Annotated in this window: 13 protein-coding genes, 1 tRNA gene and 1 pseudogene; 6 read left to right on the forward strand and 9 right to left on the reverse strand. The window is 63.0% G+C overall.

Annotated elements, in window-relative coordinates; translation table 11 throughout:
* Window positions 1–255 precede the first annotated feature (255 nt).
* The 3 genes from IPF76_RS03765 to IPF76_RS03775 all read left to right on the forward strand — a co-directional run bounded on the left by IPF76_RS03765 (window position 256) and on the right by IPF76_RS03775 (window position 2,769).
* A complete protein-coding gene (locus IPF76_RS03765; protein ID WP_293839822.1) occupies window positions 256–777 on the forward strand; it encodes a helix-turn-helix domain-containing protein in 522 nt (173 codons plus the stop codon).
* Between the two features lie 64 nt (window positions 778–841).
* Window positions 842–1,966, forward strand: coding sequence for a histidine kinase (locus IPF76_RS03770; protein ID WP_293839825.1), 1,125 nt, complete (start codon window positions 842–844; stop codon window positions 1,964–1,966).
* Window positions 1,963–2,769 carry a LytTR family DNA-binding domain-containing protein gene (locus tag IPF76_RS03775; protein ID WP_293839828.1) on the forward strand — a complete coding sequence of 269 codons (807 nt, stop codon included), beginning with the start codon at window positions 1,963–1,965 and terminating at the stop codon, window positions 2,767–2,769. The genes IPF76_RS03770 and IPF76_RS03775 overlap by 4 nt, the downstream gene beginning before the upstream one ends.
* 169 nt (window positions 2,770–2,938) lie before the next feature.
* Here IPF76_RS03775 and ribA read toward each other — a convergent pair whose 3' ends face one another.
* From ribA to IPF76_RS03795, 4 genes are all read right to left on the reverse strand, one after another.
* On the reverse strand, window positions 2,939–4,006 hold the full coding sequence (gene ribA, locus IPF76_RS03780) for a GTP cyclohydrolase II (RefSeq protein WP_293839831.1): 1,068 nt from the start codon (window positions 4,004–4,006) through the stop codon (window positions 2,939–2,941).
* Complete coding sequence (locus IPF76_RS03785; protein WP_293839834.1) at window positions 4,003–4,797, reverse strand: exodeoxyribonuclease III; 795 nt, start codon at window positions 4,795–4,797, stop codon at window positions 4,003–4,005. Before IPF76_RS03785 ends, ribA begins: the two co-directional genes overlap by 4 nt.
* Window positions 4,798–5,158: 361 nt before the next feature.
* Window positions 5,159–5,803 (reverse strand): outer membrane lipoprotein carrier protein LolA, encoded by a 645-nt coding sequence (locus tag IPF76_RS03790; protein WP_293839837.1) that lies wholly within the window; start codon window positions 5,801–5,803, stop codon window positions 5,159–5,161.
* 110 nt (window positions 5,804–5,913) lie between these two features.
* On the reverse strand, window positions 5,914–8,226 hold the full coding sequence (locus tag IPF76_RS03795; RefSeq protein WP_293839840.1) for a DNA translocase FtsK 4TM domain-containing protein: 2,313 nt from the start codon (window positions 8,224–8,226) through the stop codon (window positions 5,914–5,916).
* 123 nt (window positions 8,227–8,349) lie between these two features.
* On the opposite strand from IPF76_RS03795, the gene IPF76_RS03800 reads away from it, so the two are divergent.
* Together IPF76_RS03800 and IPF76_RS03805 are read left to right on the forward strand one after the other, a co-directional pair.
* Complete coding sequence (locus IPF76_RS03800; RefSeq protein ID WP_293839842.1) at window positions 8,350–9,591, forward strand: FAD-dependent monooxygenase; 1,242 nt, start codon at window positions 8,350–8,352, stop codon at window positions 9,589–9,591.
* A 341-nt stretch (window positions 9,592–9,932) separates the two neighbouring features.
* The gene (locus IPF76_RS03805; RefSeq protein WP_293839845.1) at window positions 9,933–10,205 is read left to right on the forward strand and encodes a hypothetical protein; all 273 of its coding nucleotides are present in this window, start codon (window positions 9,933–9,935) and stop codon (window positions 10,203–10,205) included.
* Window positions 10,206–10,254: 49 nt separating this feature from the next.
* Here the strand turns inward: IPF76_RS03805 and IPF76_RS03810 are convergent, their stop codons facing one another.
* Together IPF76_RS03810 and IPF76_RS03815 are read right to left on the reverse strand one after the other, a co-directional pair.
* Complete coding sequence (locus tag IPF76_RS03810) at window positions 10,255–10,905, reverse strand: LON peptidase substrate-binding domain-containing protein (RefSeq protein WP_293839848.1); 651 nt, start codon at window positions 10,903–10,905, stop codon at window positions 10,255–10,257.
* Entirely contained in the window at window positions 10,905–11,816 is a 912-nt protein-coding gene (locus IPF76_RS03815; protein ID WP_293839851.1) for a tetratricopeptide repeat protein, read from the reverse strand. Before IPF76_RS03815 ends, IPF76_RS03810 begins: the two co-directional genes overlap by 1 nt.
* Window positions 11,817–11,987: 171 nt before the next feature.
* On the opposite strand from IPF76_RS03815, the gene IPF76_RS03820 reads away from it, so the two are divergent.
* Window positions 11,988–12,062 (forward strand) — tRNA-Gly (locus tag IPF76_RS03820).
* 397 nt (window positions 12,063–12,459) lie between these two features.
* On the opposite strand, the pseudogene IPF76_RS03825 reads toward IPF76_RS03820, so the two are convergent.
* The 3 genes and pseudogenes from IPF76_RS03825 to IPF76_RS03835 form a co-directional block, all read right to left on the reverse strand.
* Window positions 12,460–13,119 (reverse strand): annotated as a pseudogene (locus IPF76_RS03825) (anaerobic ribonucleoside-triphosphate reductase activating protein); the annotation flags it as partial.
* Between the two features lie 78 nt (window positions 13,120–13,197).
* A complete protein-coding gene (gene nrdD, locus IPF76_RS03830; protein WP_293839854.1) occupies window positions 13,198–13,452 on the reverse strand; it encodes an anaerobic ribonucleoside-triphosphate reductase in 255 nt (84 codons plus the stop codon).
* Entirely contained in the window at window positions 13,446–15,218 is a 1,773-nt protein-coding gene (locus IPF76_RS03835) for a ribonucleoside triphosphate reductase (protein WP_293839857.1), read from the reverse strand. Before IPF76_RS03835 ends, nrdD begins: the two co-directional genes overlap by 7 nt.
* Between the last annotated feature and the right edge of the window lie 255 nt (window positions 15,219–15,473).

The raw sequence follows: 15,473 nt of genomic DNA on the forward strand, positions 1-15,473 counted from the left end.
TTCATGTCGGCGCAATTGCAATGCGAAATTTGATTGCGCGGTGGCCCGAGCATTTAGCAATTTTGGGAAAGGCGATGGGAAGCATCGTTCGCCGGCGCGCCACGGCGTCGAGCCGGAAATCTCGCGCGCGATTCGAAGGCGCCTTTTTGGGTAATCTCGCGCCGCAAGCGTGCGCCAATCTATCGCGTTGCGAAATGCAACGAAGACCCTATATTTTTTTGGCGCAGGGGTCGATTTTACGTTAGGGCATGGGTCATGGGAAAATTACGCGAAGTCTTGAACGATATCGATGGGGGCAATTGCGCCCTGCCGTTGGCGCTGGAAGCGATGGGCGAACGCTGGTCGTTCATGATCCTGCGCGCCGCCTTTAATGGCGTCCATCATTTCGAGGAATTTCAGCAGGAATTGAACATCGCGCGCAACATCCTGTCCAACCGGCTGTCGCGGCTGGTCGATCACGGCATCATGGCGCGCGAAGTGATGGTCGAAGACCGCCGCAAGGTTCGCTATCAGCTGACCCAAAAAGGCATAGAATTGCTCCCGGCGATGATCGCGCTGCGCCAATGGGGCGAAAAATGGGGCGCGGGCGTGCCGTCGACCCCGGTGCTGGTCGATGCGCGCGACGAACAGCCGATCGGGCCGGTGACGCTGACCGCGCACGATGGCCGCGTGATCAATTACAAGGAATTGCTGTGGAAGCATCGCGCCGAACTCCAGCCGCTCGGCCAGGCGCGCGTGCGCGCCGACGGGGCAATGGCGCCAGTGGCTGCCGAATGATCGGCCCCGCTGGTTTGCGGTTCCGCGCACGCGGCCGCTGACCATCGCTACCCTCCGGACCCCCATGCCGCTGTTTCGTCTGTCTTCGCCGGGACCCTTTTTCGACAACAAGGTCCGTGCGTTCTGGAATCTCCAGATATTGGGCTGGGCCGCATGGCTCGGCCTGCGCGGCGTTTCGGGGCTCGCCAACGGTCAACCCCTCACCTTTCTGATCCCGCAGACGATTTCGGCGATCACCGGCTTCTCGCTCTCGCTCATCCTTGCAGTGTGCTACCGCGCGCTGATCAGCCGCCGACCGTTGTTGATGTGGGGGGTCAGTTTTGGGCTGTCGGGCATCGCGACCGCCTTGTGGGCGTTCATCGACGCCTGGGTCGCGCAGATCCAGAATCCGAACAGCGAAGCGGGGTTCACCAGCCTGCTGCTTGGCGCGGTCTATATCGACGCGACCTCGCTTGCCGCCTGGTCGGCGCTCTATTTCGCGATCAACTATTTTCTGCAGCTTGAGGAACAGAATGACCGCGTCATCCGGCTGGAGGCGCAGGCGGCGTCGGCGCAGCTCGCGATGCTGCGCTACCAGCTCAATCCGCATTTCCTGTTCAACACGCTGAACAGCATTTCGACGCTGGTGCTGCTCAAACAGACCGAGCCGGCGAATGCAATGCTGTCGCGGCTGTCAGCGTTCCTGCGCTACACGCTCGCCAACGAGCCGACGGCGCAAGTGACGCTGGCGCAGGAGATCGAGACTCTGAAACTCTATCTCGACATCGAAAAGATGCGCTTCGAGGAACGATTGCGCCCGCATTTTGCGATCGACCCGGTTGTGGCGCGCGCCCGATTGCCCTCGCTTTTGCTGCAACCCTTGGTCGAAAACGCGATCAAATATGCGGTCACGCCGCAGGAAGACGGCGCCGACATCACGATTTCCGCACAGCTGGCCGGTCAAAATGTCCGGATCACCGTGTCCGACACTGGGGCGGGATTGCCAGCCGACGGCGCCGACCCCACCACTGGCCTTGCAACGGAATCGACCGGCGTGGGTTTAGCCAACATCAGGGACCGACTGGCGCAGGCTTTCGGCGACCAGCACCGGTTCGATACCCAAAGGGGTGCTGACGGCGGATTCACGGTGATTATCGAGTTTCCGTTTCAGCCCGATGGGCAAATGACGATTGGAACCGAACGGACATGACGATCAGAACCATTCTGGTGGATGATGAGAAACTGGCCACCCAAGGCCTGCAGCTGCGGCTCGAGGCGCATGCAGACGTCGAGATTGTCGATACGGCGCAAAATGGCCGCGAGGCGATCCGAAAGATCAAGACGCACAAGCCCGACCTCGTTTTCCTCGATATCCAGATGCCCGGATTTGATGGCTTTTCGGTGATCCAGGGGCTGATGGAAGTCGAACCGCCACTCGTCGTGTTCGTCACCGCCTATTCGGATCACGCGATCCGCGCTTTTGAGGCGCAGGCAGTCGACTATCTGGTCAAACCGGTCGAGCCGGAACGGCTAGCCGATGCACTCGACCGCGTACGGCAGCGCCTCACCGAAAAGCGCGGCGTGGCGGAGGTCGAAAGACTGAAAACCGTCCTGGCCGAGGTAGCGCCCGATGCGGCCGACGATTATGGCAGCGAAAATGCCCCCGACGCGCACGCCGCCGATCGCTATGAAAAGATGATCAACATCAAGGACCGGGGCCAGATCTTCCGCGTCGACGTGGACAGCATCGAACGCATCGACGCGGCGGGTGACTATATGTGCATCTACACCGCCGACAACAGCCTGATCCTGCGCGAAACGATGAAGGATCTGGAAAAACGGCTCGATCCGCGCAACTTCCAGCGCGTCCATCGCTCGACGATCGTCAACCTGTCACAGGTCAAACAGGTCAAGCCGCACACCAACGGCGAATGTTTCCTGGTGCTCGGATCGGGCGCGCAGGTGAAGGTGAGCCGCAGCTATCGCGATGTGGTGGCGCGGTTCGTGCATTAATTAGGTTCGCACGAAGACCCGAAGACCGAAAAAGAGTCGTTTGGGCCGAAAGGCCCGTTACTCGGCCAAACGGTGGATCAGACCCTATCGCTGGCGTGGGAAGTCGTTTCGCGGCAGGATGTTGGATCTTCGTGTCGTTGTGCGAACCACATCATTTCCGCCCGCGCAGCTATAATTGGTGGCCGGTCCGGTCGCGCTTCGTCGCGAGATATTGCTCGTTAAACTTGTTCGTCGGTAGCGCGAGCGGCAGGCGTTCGACGACGGCAACGCCCTCTTTTTCCAGTCGCGCGACCTTTTCAGGGTTGTTTGTCATCAGCCGAATGCGCGGAATGTTCAGCAATTCCAGCATCCTTCCGGCAATCGCAAAATCGCGCGCTTCGACCGGGAAACCGAGCCGCAGATTGGCATCGACCGTGTCGTAACCCTGATCTTGCAGCGCATAGGCGCGCAGCTTGTTGACGAGTCCGATGCCGCGCCCTTCCTGCCGTAGATACAGCAGAACCCCCCACGGCGCGTCGGCCATCGCGTGGAGCGCTGCATGAAGCTGCGGCCCGCAATCGCATTTCAGACTGCCGAGCACATCGCCGGTCAGGCATTCGCTGTGCAAGCGCACGACCGGCGGATTGCCGTCGCGTTTTCCGATCACCAGCGCGACGTGATCCGACGCCTCCTCGGGTGAACGAAAGGCGATGATTTCGGCGACTTCGCTGGCCGCGACGGGCAGGCGCGCGCGCGCGGCAATGGCGAGTCGCGCCGGATCAAGCAGCGCCGCCACATCCTTTGCAGCACATTCGGTTTCAGCCGTACCGCTGGCCTCACGCACGAAAAACGCCGGCAGCAGGCCGGCATGGCGCGTCATCGTCATCGCCGCGGCCGCGGCCGCGTTGCCGCCGGTCGCAACGGTGCGGAACGGGCCTTTGAGCGGAGCCGAGAGGTCGAGAGCGGGGTCGGCGATCGCCAGCGCTGCCGCGACGTTATCGGCAGCGTTTGCCAGGCGCACCGATCCGGGCGCCGCGGCGGCGCGCTGGTTGGTCAGTTTCAGAGTCACCGCGCGTTCGCCCGACAGCAGGATGTCGGTCGCGCCGAATTCGGCCAACGCGTCGTCGCGCGCGCTTTCGACCGCCAGCAGGTCAAGCGCACCATCCGCGCCGACGATGCGCAGCGGCCAGCCGCGCCGCAGCGCGTCGATCGCGCGCGCCGCCTGGCGGGCACCGCGATCGATCGCGCTATCGGTCAAAAGGCAAATTCCGTCACCAGCGGAATATGATCCGACGGCCGCTCCCAACTGCGCGCCGGCTGGACGATGCGGTGCGACACCGCTTTCGCCAAGAGGTCGGGGGTCACCCACATATGGTCAAGGCGGCGACCGCGATTCGACAGCTCCCAATCCTTGGCGCGGTAACTCCACCAGGTAAACAGCGGCGCCGGTGCGGCGATGAAATGGCGGCCGAGATCGACCCAGTTCGACGCCGCCTGCAGCCGCGCGAGCGTTTCGACCTCGAGCGGGGTGTGGCTGACGACATCGAGCAGCGCCTTGTGGTTCCACACGTCGCTTTCCAGCGGTGCGACGTTGAAATCGCCGGTCAGGACGGTGGGCGTGCCGTTCAGCGCGCCGGACCATTCGGTCATGCGACCAAAGAAATCGAGCTTCTGACCGAATTTAGGGTTGAGTTCGCGATCAGGAATGTCGCCGCCCGCGGGAACATAGACATTGTCGAGCCGGACCCCCGACGGCAGCGTCACCCCAACGTGGCGCGCCTCTCCATTCGCCTGCCAGTCATATTTGCGCACGTCGGACAGCGGCACCTTACTGACGATCGCGACGCCGTGGTGCATGCGCTGGCCCTGGGTGACGATATGGGTGTAACCCAGCGACTGAAACATGTCCTTGGGGAAGGTGCCGCATTCGACCTTGGTTTCCTGCAGGCAAAGCATGTCCGGCGCTTCCTCACGCAGGAATTTTTCGACGATGCCGATGCGGGCGCGGACGCTGTTGATATTCCACGAAGCGATGCTGGTGCGAGTCATGCGGTGGCTCTATCGGCGCGGCGCGCGCGGCGCAACGAGGATGCAGAGGGTTGTTGGATCGGGGAATCATAAACCCCCGTCCCAGGGGCGGTGGAACGGGGGTTCAAGGTCAGCGTTCGTCACGCTCTTGAATGAAGACACCGGGCAATCCGGGTGGGGCAACAGGGGGAAACCCAAATCCGGGGCCGTGTTGGCGTCTTCGAGAGCTGAAATAGCCCCGCCTCCCTGTCGCCAAGCTGAACGAAAAACGGCGGCGCAGCGCCGATTTTGCAGTTCGTCGATGCTGGGCGACGGTTCGGCGGAAAATGGCCGAGGATCTCCGGTAAAAAAATCCCCGGCCCGATTTTTTGTTCAGCTTCGTTCAGCGACCGCGTTTGTTCGGCCGCGGATCGGTCCAACGGAACGCCGAATCGGCGACCGCGATGTTGAATTTCTGGTTACTGAGGTCGATGCGCGTCCGGTTGTTTTGCGAATCGAGCGCGACCCAACCGCGTAAGCGCAGGCCACCGGGGGCACCGCCATCGCGCACGAACACCATGGTGATCGTACCGTACTCGGGGCGCTTCGAATCCTTGACCTCGACGCTCAGCACATCGTTGCTGCCAGTGGGGACAACCTTGGCATATTTTGTGAGGTCGCGATCGGGATCGAGCAGCGCGCCGAGCGGCGAATTCTTCACCGGCCAGCGCTGCACCTGCCGCACCTCATAATCGATCACCGTCAGCGAACTGCCGTCGCCGACGATCAGCAGTGGGACGTCCTTTTGGTATTGGAACCGGATCTTGCCGGGGCGCTTCAGGGTCAGCTTGCCCGAAAGGCGCTGACCGTTGCGATCGGTCTGGACAAAATCGGCGGTCATCGACCCGGTCGATTTCAGGTGCGATTGGACCGACGCCAGCGTGCTGGACGACTGGGCAATGGCGGGAACGCCGATCGCGAGGCCTACCGCCGTCACGGGGACAAGTGTCCAGGCGGTGAGGCGGGTGAGGGGATTCTTCAAGGTCATGGGACTCTCATTCTGTATTATGGTCGCTCGGCTCATCGCAGGCGGGCATTGAACCCGCCGTGAACCTGCTCGTCAGACGCCGTTCAAACCGCGAGTCCGGCAAAAGTTCCTTACCGCTGCTGGCCATATTGATCTGTCAGCACGTCGCGGCGACCGACATGGTTGGGCGGACTGACCAGCCCTTCCTCCTCCATCCGCTCGATCAGCCGCGCGGCGCTGTTGTATCCAATGCGCAGCTGACGTTGCAGCCAGCTGGTCGACGCCTTCTGGCTTTCGACGACGATCTGGCAGGCCTTGGCGTACATGCGGTCCTCGGCGCTGTCGCCGCCTGCGGGGGCGCCCTCCATCGCGAAACCGCCATCCTCGGGGTCTTCGGTGACGCTCTCGACATAGTCGGGGCGGCCCTGCCCGCGCCAGTGGTCGGCGACTGCGCGCACCTCGTCGTCGGACACGAACGGGCCATGGATGCGCGTGATCTGCTTGCCGCCGGGGACGTACAGCATGTCGCCCTTGCCGAGCAGCTGTTCGGCGCCCGCTTCGCCCAAGATCGTGCGGCTGTCGATCTTTGACGTGACGTTAAAGCTGATACGCGTCGGCAGGTTCGCCTTGATCACACCGGTGATGACGTCGACCGACGGGCGTTGCGTCGCGAGGATCAGGTGGATACCCGCCGCGCGCGCCTTTTGCGCAAGGCGCTGGATCAGGAACTCGACCTCCTTGCCCGCGGTCATCATCAAATCGGCAAGCTCGTCGACGACGATGACGATCTGCGGCAGCGGCGCATAATCGAGCGCCTCTTCCTCATAAACCGGCTGGCCGGTGTCGGGATCGTAACCCGTCTGGACGCGGCGGCCCAAGGATTTGCCCTTGGCGAGCGCGCCGCGCACCTTATCGTTGTAGCTCGCGAGGTTGCGCACCGACAGCGACGACATCATCCGGTAGCGATCCTCCATCTGCTCGACCGCCCATTTCAAGGCCCGGATTGCCTTCTTGGGTTCGGTGACCACGGGGGCAAGGAGGTGCGGGATATCGTCATAGACGCTGAGTTCCAGCATCTTGGGATCGATCATGATCATCTTCACCTGATCGGGGCCGAGACGATAGAGCAATGACAATATCATCGCATTGAGCCCGACCGACTTACCCGACCCCGTCGTACCCGCGATCAGCAGGTGCGGCATCGGGGCGAGGTCGGCGATCATCGGGTCGCCGCTGATATTTTTTCCGAGGATGATCGGCAGCGCCCCGGTCTGATCCTGAAACAGCGCGCTGCCGATGATTTCGTGCAGCACGACGGCTTCGCGGTGCGCGTTGGGCAATTCGATGCCGATGACAGTGCGCCCGGGGATCGGCGCAATACGCGCCGATAGTGCCGACATGTTGCGCGCAATGTCATCGGCGAGGTTCGACACTCGGCTCGCCTTCGTCCCCGGCGCGGGTTCGAGTTCGTACATGGTGACGACCGGGCCGGGGCGAACCGCGGTGACGACGCCCTTGACCTGGAAGTCCTCGAGCACCGATTCGAGCAGGCGCGCGTTGCGCTCCAGCCCCGCCTTGTCGATCTGCCCGGTCGGCCCCGGTGGCGGCGGAGCGAGCAAGTCGATCGAGGGGAGCTGGTAGTTGGTGAACAGCTCGGTCTGTGGCTTCGGTCGGGGTTTCGACGGCGCGGTTCGTTGCGCGGGGTCGGCGATTTCGGGCGGTGCGCGGTCGCTCGGTTCGGCGATCGCGCGCGGGCGCACCACGCGCTCCATCAAATTGGGCGCCCGGGCGCCGTCGTCAGCGGCGCGCGCCGGTTCTGCGATGCGGCTGCGCTCGGCGGCGGGTAGATGGAAGCGCGACGCCCACCCCTTTTCCAGCCGCAGCGCACGCCACGCGAGCCACAGCCCGGCGATAACGAGCGCCAGGATGGTGGCAAAGCGGATCAGCGCCGCCGCAGGTTCGCCCGCTGCGGCGAACAGCGGCGTGATCGCGCCGCCGATCAGCAGCGCGATGATGCCGCCCCAGCCCGCAGGCATAGGCGCGCTGGTCGCGGGCGACCAGAGTTCGGCCCCCAGCCCGACGAGCAGAATACCAACGAAGCTGTAGGCAAGCTGGCGCGGCCAATAGGGCTGTGCTTCGCCCAGCCACAACCGCCACGCGAGCAGCCCGAGCAGCGGCAGCAGCAGCGCAATCCCCACCCCGCCGATCGACAGCCCCAGATCGGCGAACCACGCGCCGACGCCGCCCATCCAATTGGCTGCGGTGCCGGCAGCGGCGGTGTTGAGCGCCGCGTCGGTGCTGTCATAGGTGGCGAGCGCGAGCGCCAGAAACAGCGTGAACAGCCCGAGCGCCGCCGCCGCGCCGATCACGAGCGATCGCGCGATGCTTTGGCGAAAAACGGTGCGCCAATCGGCCTTGACCGGTGCGCCCTTGCGGCTAGCCATGCTGTTTACCGTCTCCATCGATTAACCACGGCGATATGCACATGCGGCGGACTCGCCGTCAAGCGCGGGGCGGGCCGCGTCCATAGCCTTTCCAACCGTCCCGCCGCGCGCTAGAGCCGGGCCATGAGTGAGACCCTGCGCAGCGATGTCCTGATTTCGGGTGGTGGCCTGGTCGGCCAGGCGCTCGCCCTTGCCCTGTCGCACCACGGCCTGTCGGTCCAGATCGTCGATCCCGCCGATCCGGTGGCGACGATTGCGCCGGGCTTTGACGGCCGCGCGTCGGCGATCGCCAGCGCGACCTGGCAGATGTTCGAGGTGCTGGGGATCGCTCAGCGACTCGCCGGTCACGGCTGCCCGATCCGCGCCATCCAGGTCGCCGATGGTGCCCCCGACAGCGGCCGCGGCGGCAATCTCGATTTCGTCACCGCCGACGGCGACCCGCCGCTTGGCACGATGATCGAGAACCGCCAGCTGCGTCTCGCGCTCGCCGCCGCGCTCGCCAATGCGCCGCTGGTCCGGCTGCATATGCCCGCCGCCGTCACCGCGCGCGATATCGATAGCCATGGCGTAACGCTGACCCTCGCGGATGGGACTAAGCTCGCGGCGGCGCTACTGATCGTCGCCGAAGGTCGCCGCTCGCCCACGCGCGACGCGGCGGGGTTCAGCATCGCGAACTGGTCGTACCATCACCACGCGATGATTGGCGCGGTTGCGCACAAAAAGCCGCACGGCAATGTGGCGCACGAAATCTTCTACTCTTCGGGCCCCTTCGCGCTGCTGCCGCTGGTCGATGACGCCGAGGGGCGGCACCGTTCGGCATTTGTGTGGACGGTCGCCGAAAAAGACGGGCCGGGTTTCGCCAAGCTCGGCGATCGCGGCTTCATCGCCGAACTGCAAAAACGCGCCGGAGGGGTGCTCGGCGCGATGGACCTTGTCGCGCCGCGGATGACTTATCCGCTCGGCTTCCACCACAGCGCATCGATCGTCGCCGAGCGCGTCGCGCTGGTCGGCGACGCGGCGCATGGCATCCATCCCATCGCCGGGCAGGGGTTGAACCTCGGCCTGCGCGATGTCGCGGCGCTGACCGAGGTGCTGGTCGAGGGGGCGCGGCTCGGGCTTGACCTCGGCGATGCGGCCTTGCTCGCGCGCTACCAGCGTTGGCGCGGACTTGACAATATGATGGTCAGCCTCGCCACCGACGGGCTGACCCGCCTGTTCGGCATCCCCGGCCGCACCGCTGCCGCGGTGCGCCGCACTGGGCTCGGCGCGGTGCAGCGCATGCCGCTGCTCAAGCGCTTCTTCATGGACGAAGCGCGCGGAGAGGCGGGCGATTTGCCGCGGTTGCTGGCGGGGGCCGAGGTCTAGACGCAACCGTCAGTCCGTTCGTGTCGAGCGAAGTCGAGACACCCTGCGGCCTTGCGCGCTGCTGATGGCTATCTCGACTGCAGCCAATGGCCGAAGTTTATTCTGTGCGCCCGCCCTGCGGGCTGTCGGAGGGCTCGCTGCGAACAGGTTTAGACGTGTTTCTACCTATTCCCTCATCAGCTCCCCGCTCATCATCTTTCCCTAACCCGAAGACCGCGGCACCCACGCCGCGGCACGATGGGATGGACCATGTCGGCAAAAAGTGACGCGCGCGAAGCAGCGGTGACAGGCGATACCCAGGCGGCCCCGCGCTCGGCGCGGCGCCGGGCGCGCGGCCACGGGTGCTCGCCGAGCGGGCGTTCGCACGGCTTGCACCCGCGGCGGCACCGCGCATCTGCTATTTCAACCGCAGCTACGGTTTGAGCGACGGCGCCGACGACTGGCTGATCGATCCCGCCGCCGAAGGGACGACCGAGGCCGCGGCGGGCGATAGTCTTCCAGCAATAAGGCGCGCCGCGCCGCCAAAAAGGCGCTGGTCCGCGACCAGCTGCGGGTCAATGAAACCGCGGATCGGCGGCGCGCAAGCGATCGCCATATCGTGCGCCGCGCGCTGACCGACATCACGCGCCCCGCGGCGACCCGCAAATTGAACTGAGCGCCCGCCTATTGCAGCGTGGCGCGGCCGTCATCGCTGTCGTAGCGGCCGAAAAACTGCATCAGCTGGACGACCAGCTCGGCGCGCGCGTCGATCGGGGTCGCTTCCAGCAGCGCCTGTTTCGCGGCGGCATCGAAGGGCGCCACCTGCGCGATGCCATTAACCAGCGTTGCATCGTCGAGCTGGCCGACCGAGTCCCAATCGACGACATAGCCTTGCCGCGCCGCAAAGCGCTTCGCCTCGCGCTCTAGGCTGGCGCGCTCGATACTCGACAGCACCGCGTCGTCCTCGATCTCAGTTTCGATCTCTGCTTCGACCTGGCGAAACGGGGTGATGACGTCGAGTTCACGGCGGACGCGAAAGCGCGCCACGCCTTCGAGCACCAGGTTGAACCGCCCTTCGTCGAGCGCTTCCACATCGACGATCCGCCCGACGCAGCCGACGTCGTAAAGCGCAGGCGGCTCGCGGCTCTCGTCGCCGGGCAGGACGCGTGGCTGGATCATCCCGATCTGGCGGTCGCGCGCCAGCACCTCCTGCACCATCGCCGAATAGCGCGGCTCGAAAATATGCAGCGGCAGGTGCAGCCCGGGAAACAGCACCGCGCCGGGGAGCGGAAAAATCGCGATCCGCTGAATGGTCAGAGGCGCGGTGTCGCCCATCAGCCGAACAGGATCAGCGACAGGCGGCGACGCTGCGCCGCGACCCACGGATCTTCCAGTCCGACCGCTTCGAACAGCGACAGCAGCTTGGCGCGCGCCGCATCTTCCTGCCATTCGCGGTCGGCGGCGACGATATGCAGCAGATTGTCGGCGGCGGCATCGCGCTGGCCCGCGCCGATCTGCGCGCTGGCCAGGTCGAACCGCGCCTGATGATCATCGGGACGGGCGACGACGGCGGCTTCGAACGCAGCAAGTTCGCCCGCGTCGGGGGCGTCGGCGGCGAGCGCGAGCGCGCTTTTCGCCTGCGCGATCGCGGGATCGTCCGCAATCTCGGTCGGCACCCTGTCGAGCACCCCCTGCGCGCTCATCAGGTCACCGGCGAGCACAAAGGCGCGGATCAATCCGCTATGCGCCGCGGCATTGTCGGGCGCTATCTCGAGGATCTGCCCGAAAATGCCGGCAGCCCGTTCACCGTCGCCCTCGGCGAGTACCGTTTCGCCCATATCGATCAACGGCGCGATCTCGACCGCTCGCGCCGTCGCTTCGCTTTCGATCGGCAGCTGCGCGAGCAGTTGGTCGAGCATCGTCTTCAACTGGCTTTCGGTGCGCGCGTTGGTCAGGTTGGCGACCGGCTGTCCCTGAAAAATCGCATAGACGGTCGGGATCGACTGGACCTGGAACTGACTGGCGATAAAGCGGTTCGCATCGACGTCGATCTTGGCGAGCAGCACGCCCTTGTCGGCGTAGTCGGCGGCAACCTTTTCCAGAATTGGCGTGAGCTGCTTGCACGGCCCGCACCATTCGGCCCAGAAATCGAGGATGACCAGCTGGGTCATCGACGGTTCGACGACGTCGCGGCGGAAGGCTTCGACGGCTTCCTTCTCGGTGGGGTTAAGACCCAAAGTCGCCACGCTTCATGCTCCTGCTCAAAATGTCTGACCTTCTATGTGGGAATTGCCGCGAATATGCCAACCCTTCGCCCGCGATCAGGCGCGAAAAGCGTGAAGGGGGGTTGCCGACTCAAAAACCCGATGCTAAGCGCCCGCCTCACCCGCTGGAACCGACCGGTTTCAGCCGCCAGAGCGGGCGTAGCTCAGGGGTAGAGCACAACCTTGCCAAGGTTGGGGTCGGGCGTTCGAATCGCCTCACCCGCTCCATTTTTCTTTCATATTTTCAAGTGCGTATAGCCGGTAGGCGCCAATCAAGGGCGCGGGGGCGCGCCCATTCCGCCGCCAGCGAATACCGAATGATCACGCAAATGGTTGTTCCGGCTAATTGTCGGAACGATCCTGTTACTGCTGTCTCGTGTTCTGTTATGCCAAATTTTGTTGTTCTGATTTCCGCAGGTTTCGGCGTCCAGCGCTGGCTCCACCAATGGCGTAATTCGGGGCCTTGGGACCTTATCGACCGCTACCCTTTGCAAGACCTTCACATGGCAGGTGTGAAGCTCCCTTCTGCCAAAGAACAGTCGACCGGCTCTCGATGAAAATCAAAGAACTAAGGTCTCAACTGCGCCGTCCGGTAAACGGATGCGCATTGCGCTACAGAAGGGATCTATCGAAAGACCAAGTCCAGCGGGCTTTTCTGCTTCAACAACTCAGAGTCCAGTTGGCGGTCCTGCGGTGCCAGTGATGCAAGCGTAGGGCGATCAGGTTCAATCACGGCCGCCTGTATCGCATAGGGGCCTCGGTAGCCGCGTTCGGTCAGATCCTGCGCCATGGCAAGGATGTCGTCCTCGTCCAACAGGCCGGTGTGGACTGTGGTTCGCACTTCGACAGGAATCCTGTTTTGCGCACACAAAATGTCGAGGGTGGAGGAGAAGCGCGGCCAGGCTGTGACCCCTGTCACGTCTCGGAACTTTGCCGGTGGTGCCTTATAATCGAGCGCGATCCTGTCAACGAGCTGCCCTTCAAGCAGCCGGGAGACAACATCGGGGCGTAATCCGTTGGTATCGAGCTTGATGGCAAAACCCATCGCCTTCACCCTTTCGGCAAAACCGACCAGGCCGGGCCAGGTGGTCGCCTCCCCGCCTGACAGCACCACGCCGTCTAGCAATCCCCGCCGCCGGGCGAGAAAAGTCATGACTTCATCCTGACCGATTGTGCCTTTGCCCAGAACGATCTGCGGATTGTGACAATATCCGCAGCGCATGTTGCATCCAGCTATCCAGACAATGCAGGCAGCGCAGTCCGGGAAATCCAGCATCGTGAACGGGGTGAGGGCATGGAAGGGGTGGCGGCGCGGTTCTGACCGCGCCGCCTGTCCCGAGCAAGAGTTGCAGCGGTTGCCATATCAGCGCGGCGGCGCGAACAGGTCACCCACCATGGCCGCGTCTTCGGTAAAGTGCCGACGCTGGCGATGTTCGCCCTGCTTGCCTTTGTTGAAGCTGTCGACCGGGCGGAAATAGCCCATGACCCGGGTCCACACCTTGGTCCGTTCACCGCATGTCGGACATTCGGGTTGTTCGCCATCAAGATAGCCATGTGTATCGCAGACTGAGAACACTGGAGTCAGCGTGACGTAGGGGAGGCGGTAATTGGTCAGCACCTTTTCAGGAAGTTGCGTGCCGCATCGGCGCCCGACAGTTTCTCGCTCATATAGAGGTGCAGCACGGTGCCGCCGGTATATTTGCATTGCAGCTCGTTCTGCAGTTCGAGCGCTTCGAACGGGTCGTCGGTATGGTCGACCGGGATCTGCGAGGAATTGGTGTAATAGATGTTTTCCTCGCTTCCGGCCTGCAGGATGTCGGGGAAGCGCTTCTTGTCTTCCTTGGCAAACCGGTAGGTGGTGCCTTCCGCAGGGGTTGCCTCCAGATTATACAGGTTTCCACTCTGCTCCTGATAGGCCACCAGCTTCGCCCGCATATGGTCGAGAATGCCCAGCGCCATAGCGATCCCGTCCTCTTCGGTCAGATCAGAGGCATCGCCGGTGAAGTTGCGCACCATTTCGTTGATGCCATTCACGCCGATGGTCGAGAAATGGTTGCGCAAGAACGGCAGGTACCGGGCAGTGAACGGATAAAGCCCGCGATCATACATCTTCTGCACGAAGGCGCGCTTCTTCTCGAGCGTCGATTTTGAAATGTCCATCAACCGATCGAGCTCGGCCATCAGGCCGGGCAGATCGTCTTTGAAGCGGTAGCCCAGCGCGGCCATGTTGATGGTGACGACACCCAGCGACCCGGTCATCTCCGCCGATCCAAACAGGCCGTTGCCGCGCTTCAGCAGCTCGCGCAGATCAAGCTGCAACCGGCAGCACATCGAGCGAACGGCACCAGGCGAATAGGCTTCCGGGTTGGGTCGCCGCTCGCCCGTTTCCGGATCGCGGATATACTGACTGCCGATGAAATTCTGAAAGTAGGATGAGCCGACCTTGGCCGCATTCTCGAAAATTGCCGTCGCGACCTTGGTGTCCCAGTTGAAATCTTCGGTGATATTGACCGTGGGGATCGGGAAGGTGAAGGGCTGGCCGGTGGCATCGCCCTCGGTCATCACTTCGTAATAGGCGAGGTTGATCAGTTCCATCTCGGGTTCGAAATGGGCAAAGCTCATATCCGCCAGGCTGCGCAGGCCGATATCGCGCGCCTGTGCCCGGTCGAGCAGAGCCTGATTTTCGATACCCTTGAACAGATGTTCGTCGCGGTAAGTCGGATAGAGGTTGCGAAGGTCATCCGGCACCACGATATCGAGTGTGATGTTTGTGAAGGGCGACTGGCCCCAACGCGCGGGAACGTTGAGATTGTAGACGAATTGACGGATCGCCTTCTTGACTTCGGCGAAGCTCAAATTGTCGTAGAAGACGTAAGGCGCAAGATAGGTGTCGAAGCTGGAGAAGGCCTGCGCGCCCGCCCATTCCGATTGCAGGATACCGAGAAAGTTGCTCATCTGGCCAAGCGCTTCGCGGAAATGACGCGGTGGGCGGGACGAAACTCTGCCTGCCACCCCGTTGAAGCCATCATTGAGCAACGCCCGCAAGGACCAGCCTGCGCAATAGCCGGTCAGGCAGTCGAGATCGTGGATGTGGATGTCGCCGTGCCGGTGGGCCAGCCCCTCTTCCGGGGCATAGATCTCGTCGAGCCAGAAATTGGCGATCACCTTGCCTGCGACATTGCTGATTAGGCCGGCGTGCGAATAGCCGACATTGGCGTTGGCCTTGATCCGCCAGTCTGCGCCAGAGATATATTCACCGACAGTGTCTGAGCAATCGATGCTGCTGCCCGCCCAAAGCGCACCCGATGCTGGCTTGGCAGTGTCAGATTGACCGATTGCTGCAATTGTTTCGCCATGGTCTTCGCCTCGCAGTTCTAGTGCCATAACCCCTAATCCTCCGAAAGTGGCTAGCGATACGATATCGCGCCAAGCCACAAGATGTTGTGTAGAAAGGAGGTGGTTAGGCACAATATGACCATCATCATTTGATAAATGTCAAACGAATGAAAAAATCTGACAATCCGTCCCGAGGACAGACCTCTGGATCGCTCCAGCGATTCACCAAGGCGTTGCGCGATAACCCGGCCCTCAGGGACGCGCAATAACGCCAACCGGCGACCCATAAGCGCAACTAGTCGG

The sequence above is a fragment of the Sphingopyxis sp. genome (genome assembly GCF_016704835.1).
Classification (GTDB): Bacteria; Pseudomonadota; Alphaproteobacteria; order Sphingomonadales; family Sphingomonadaceae; genus Sphingopyxis.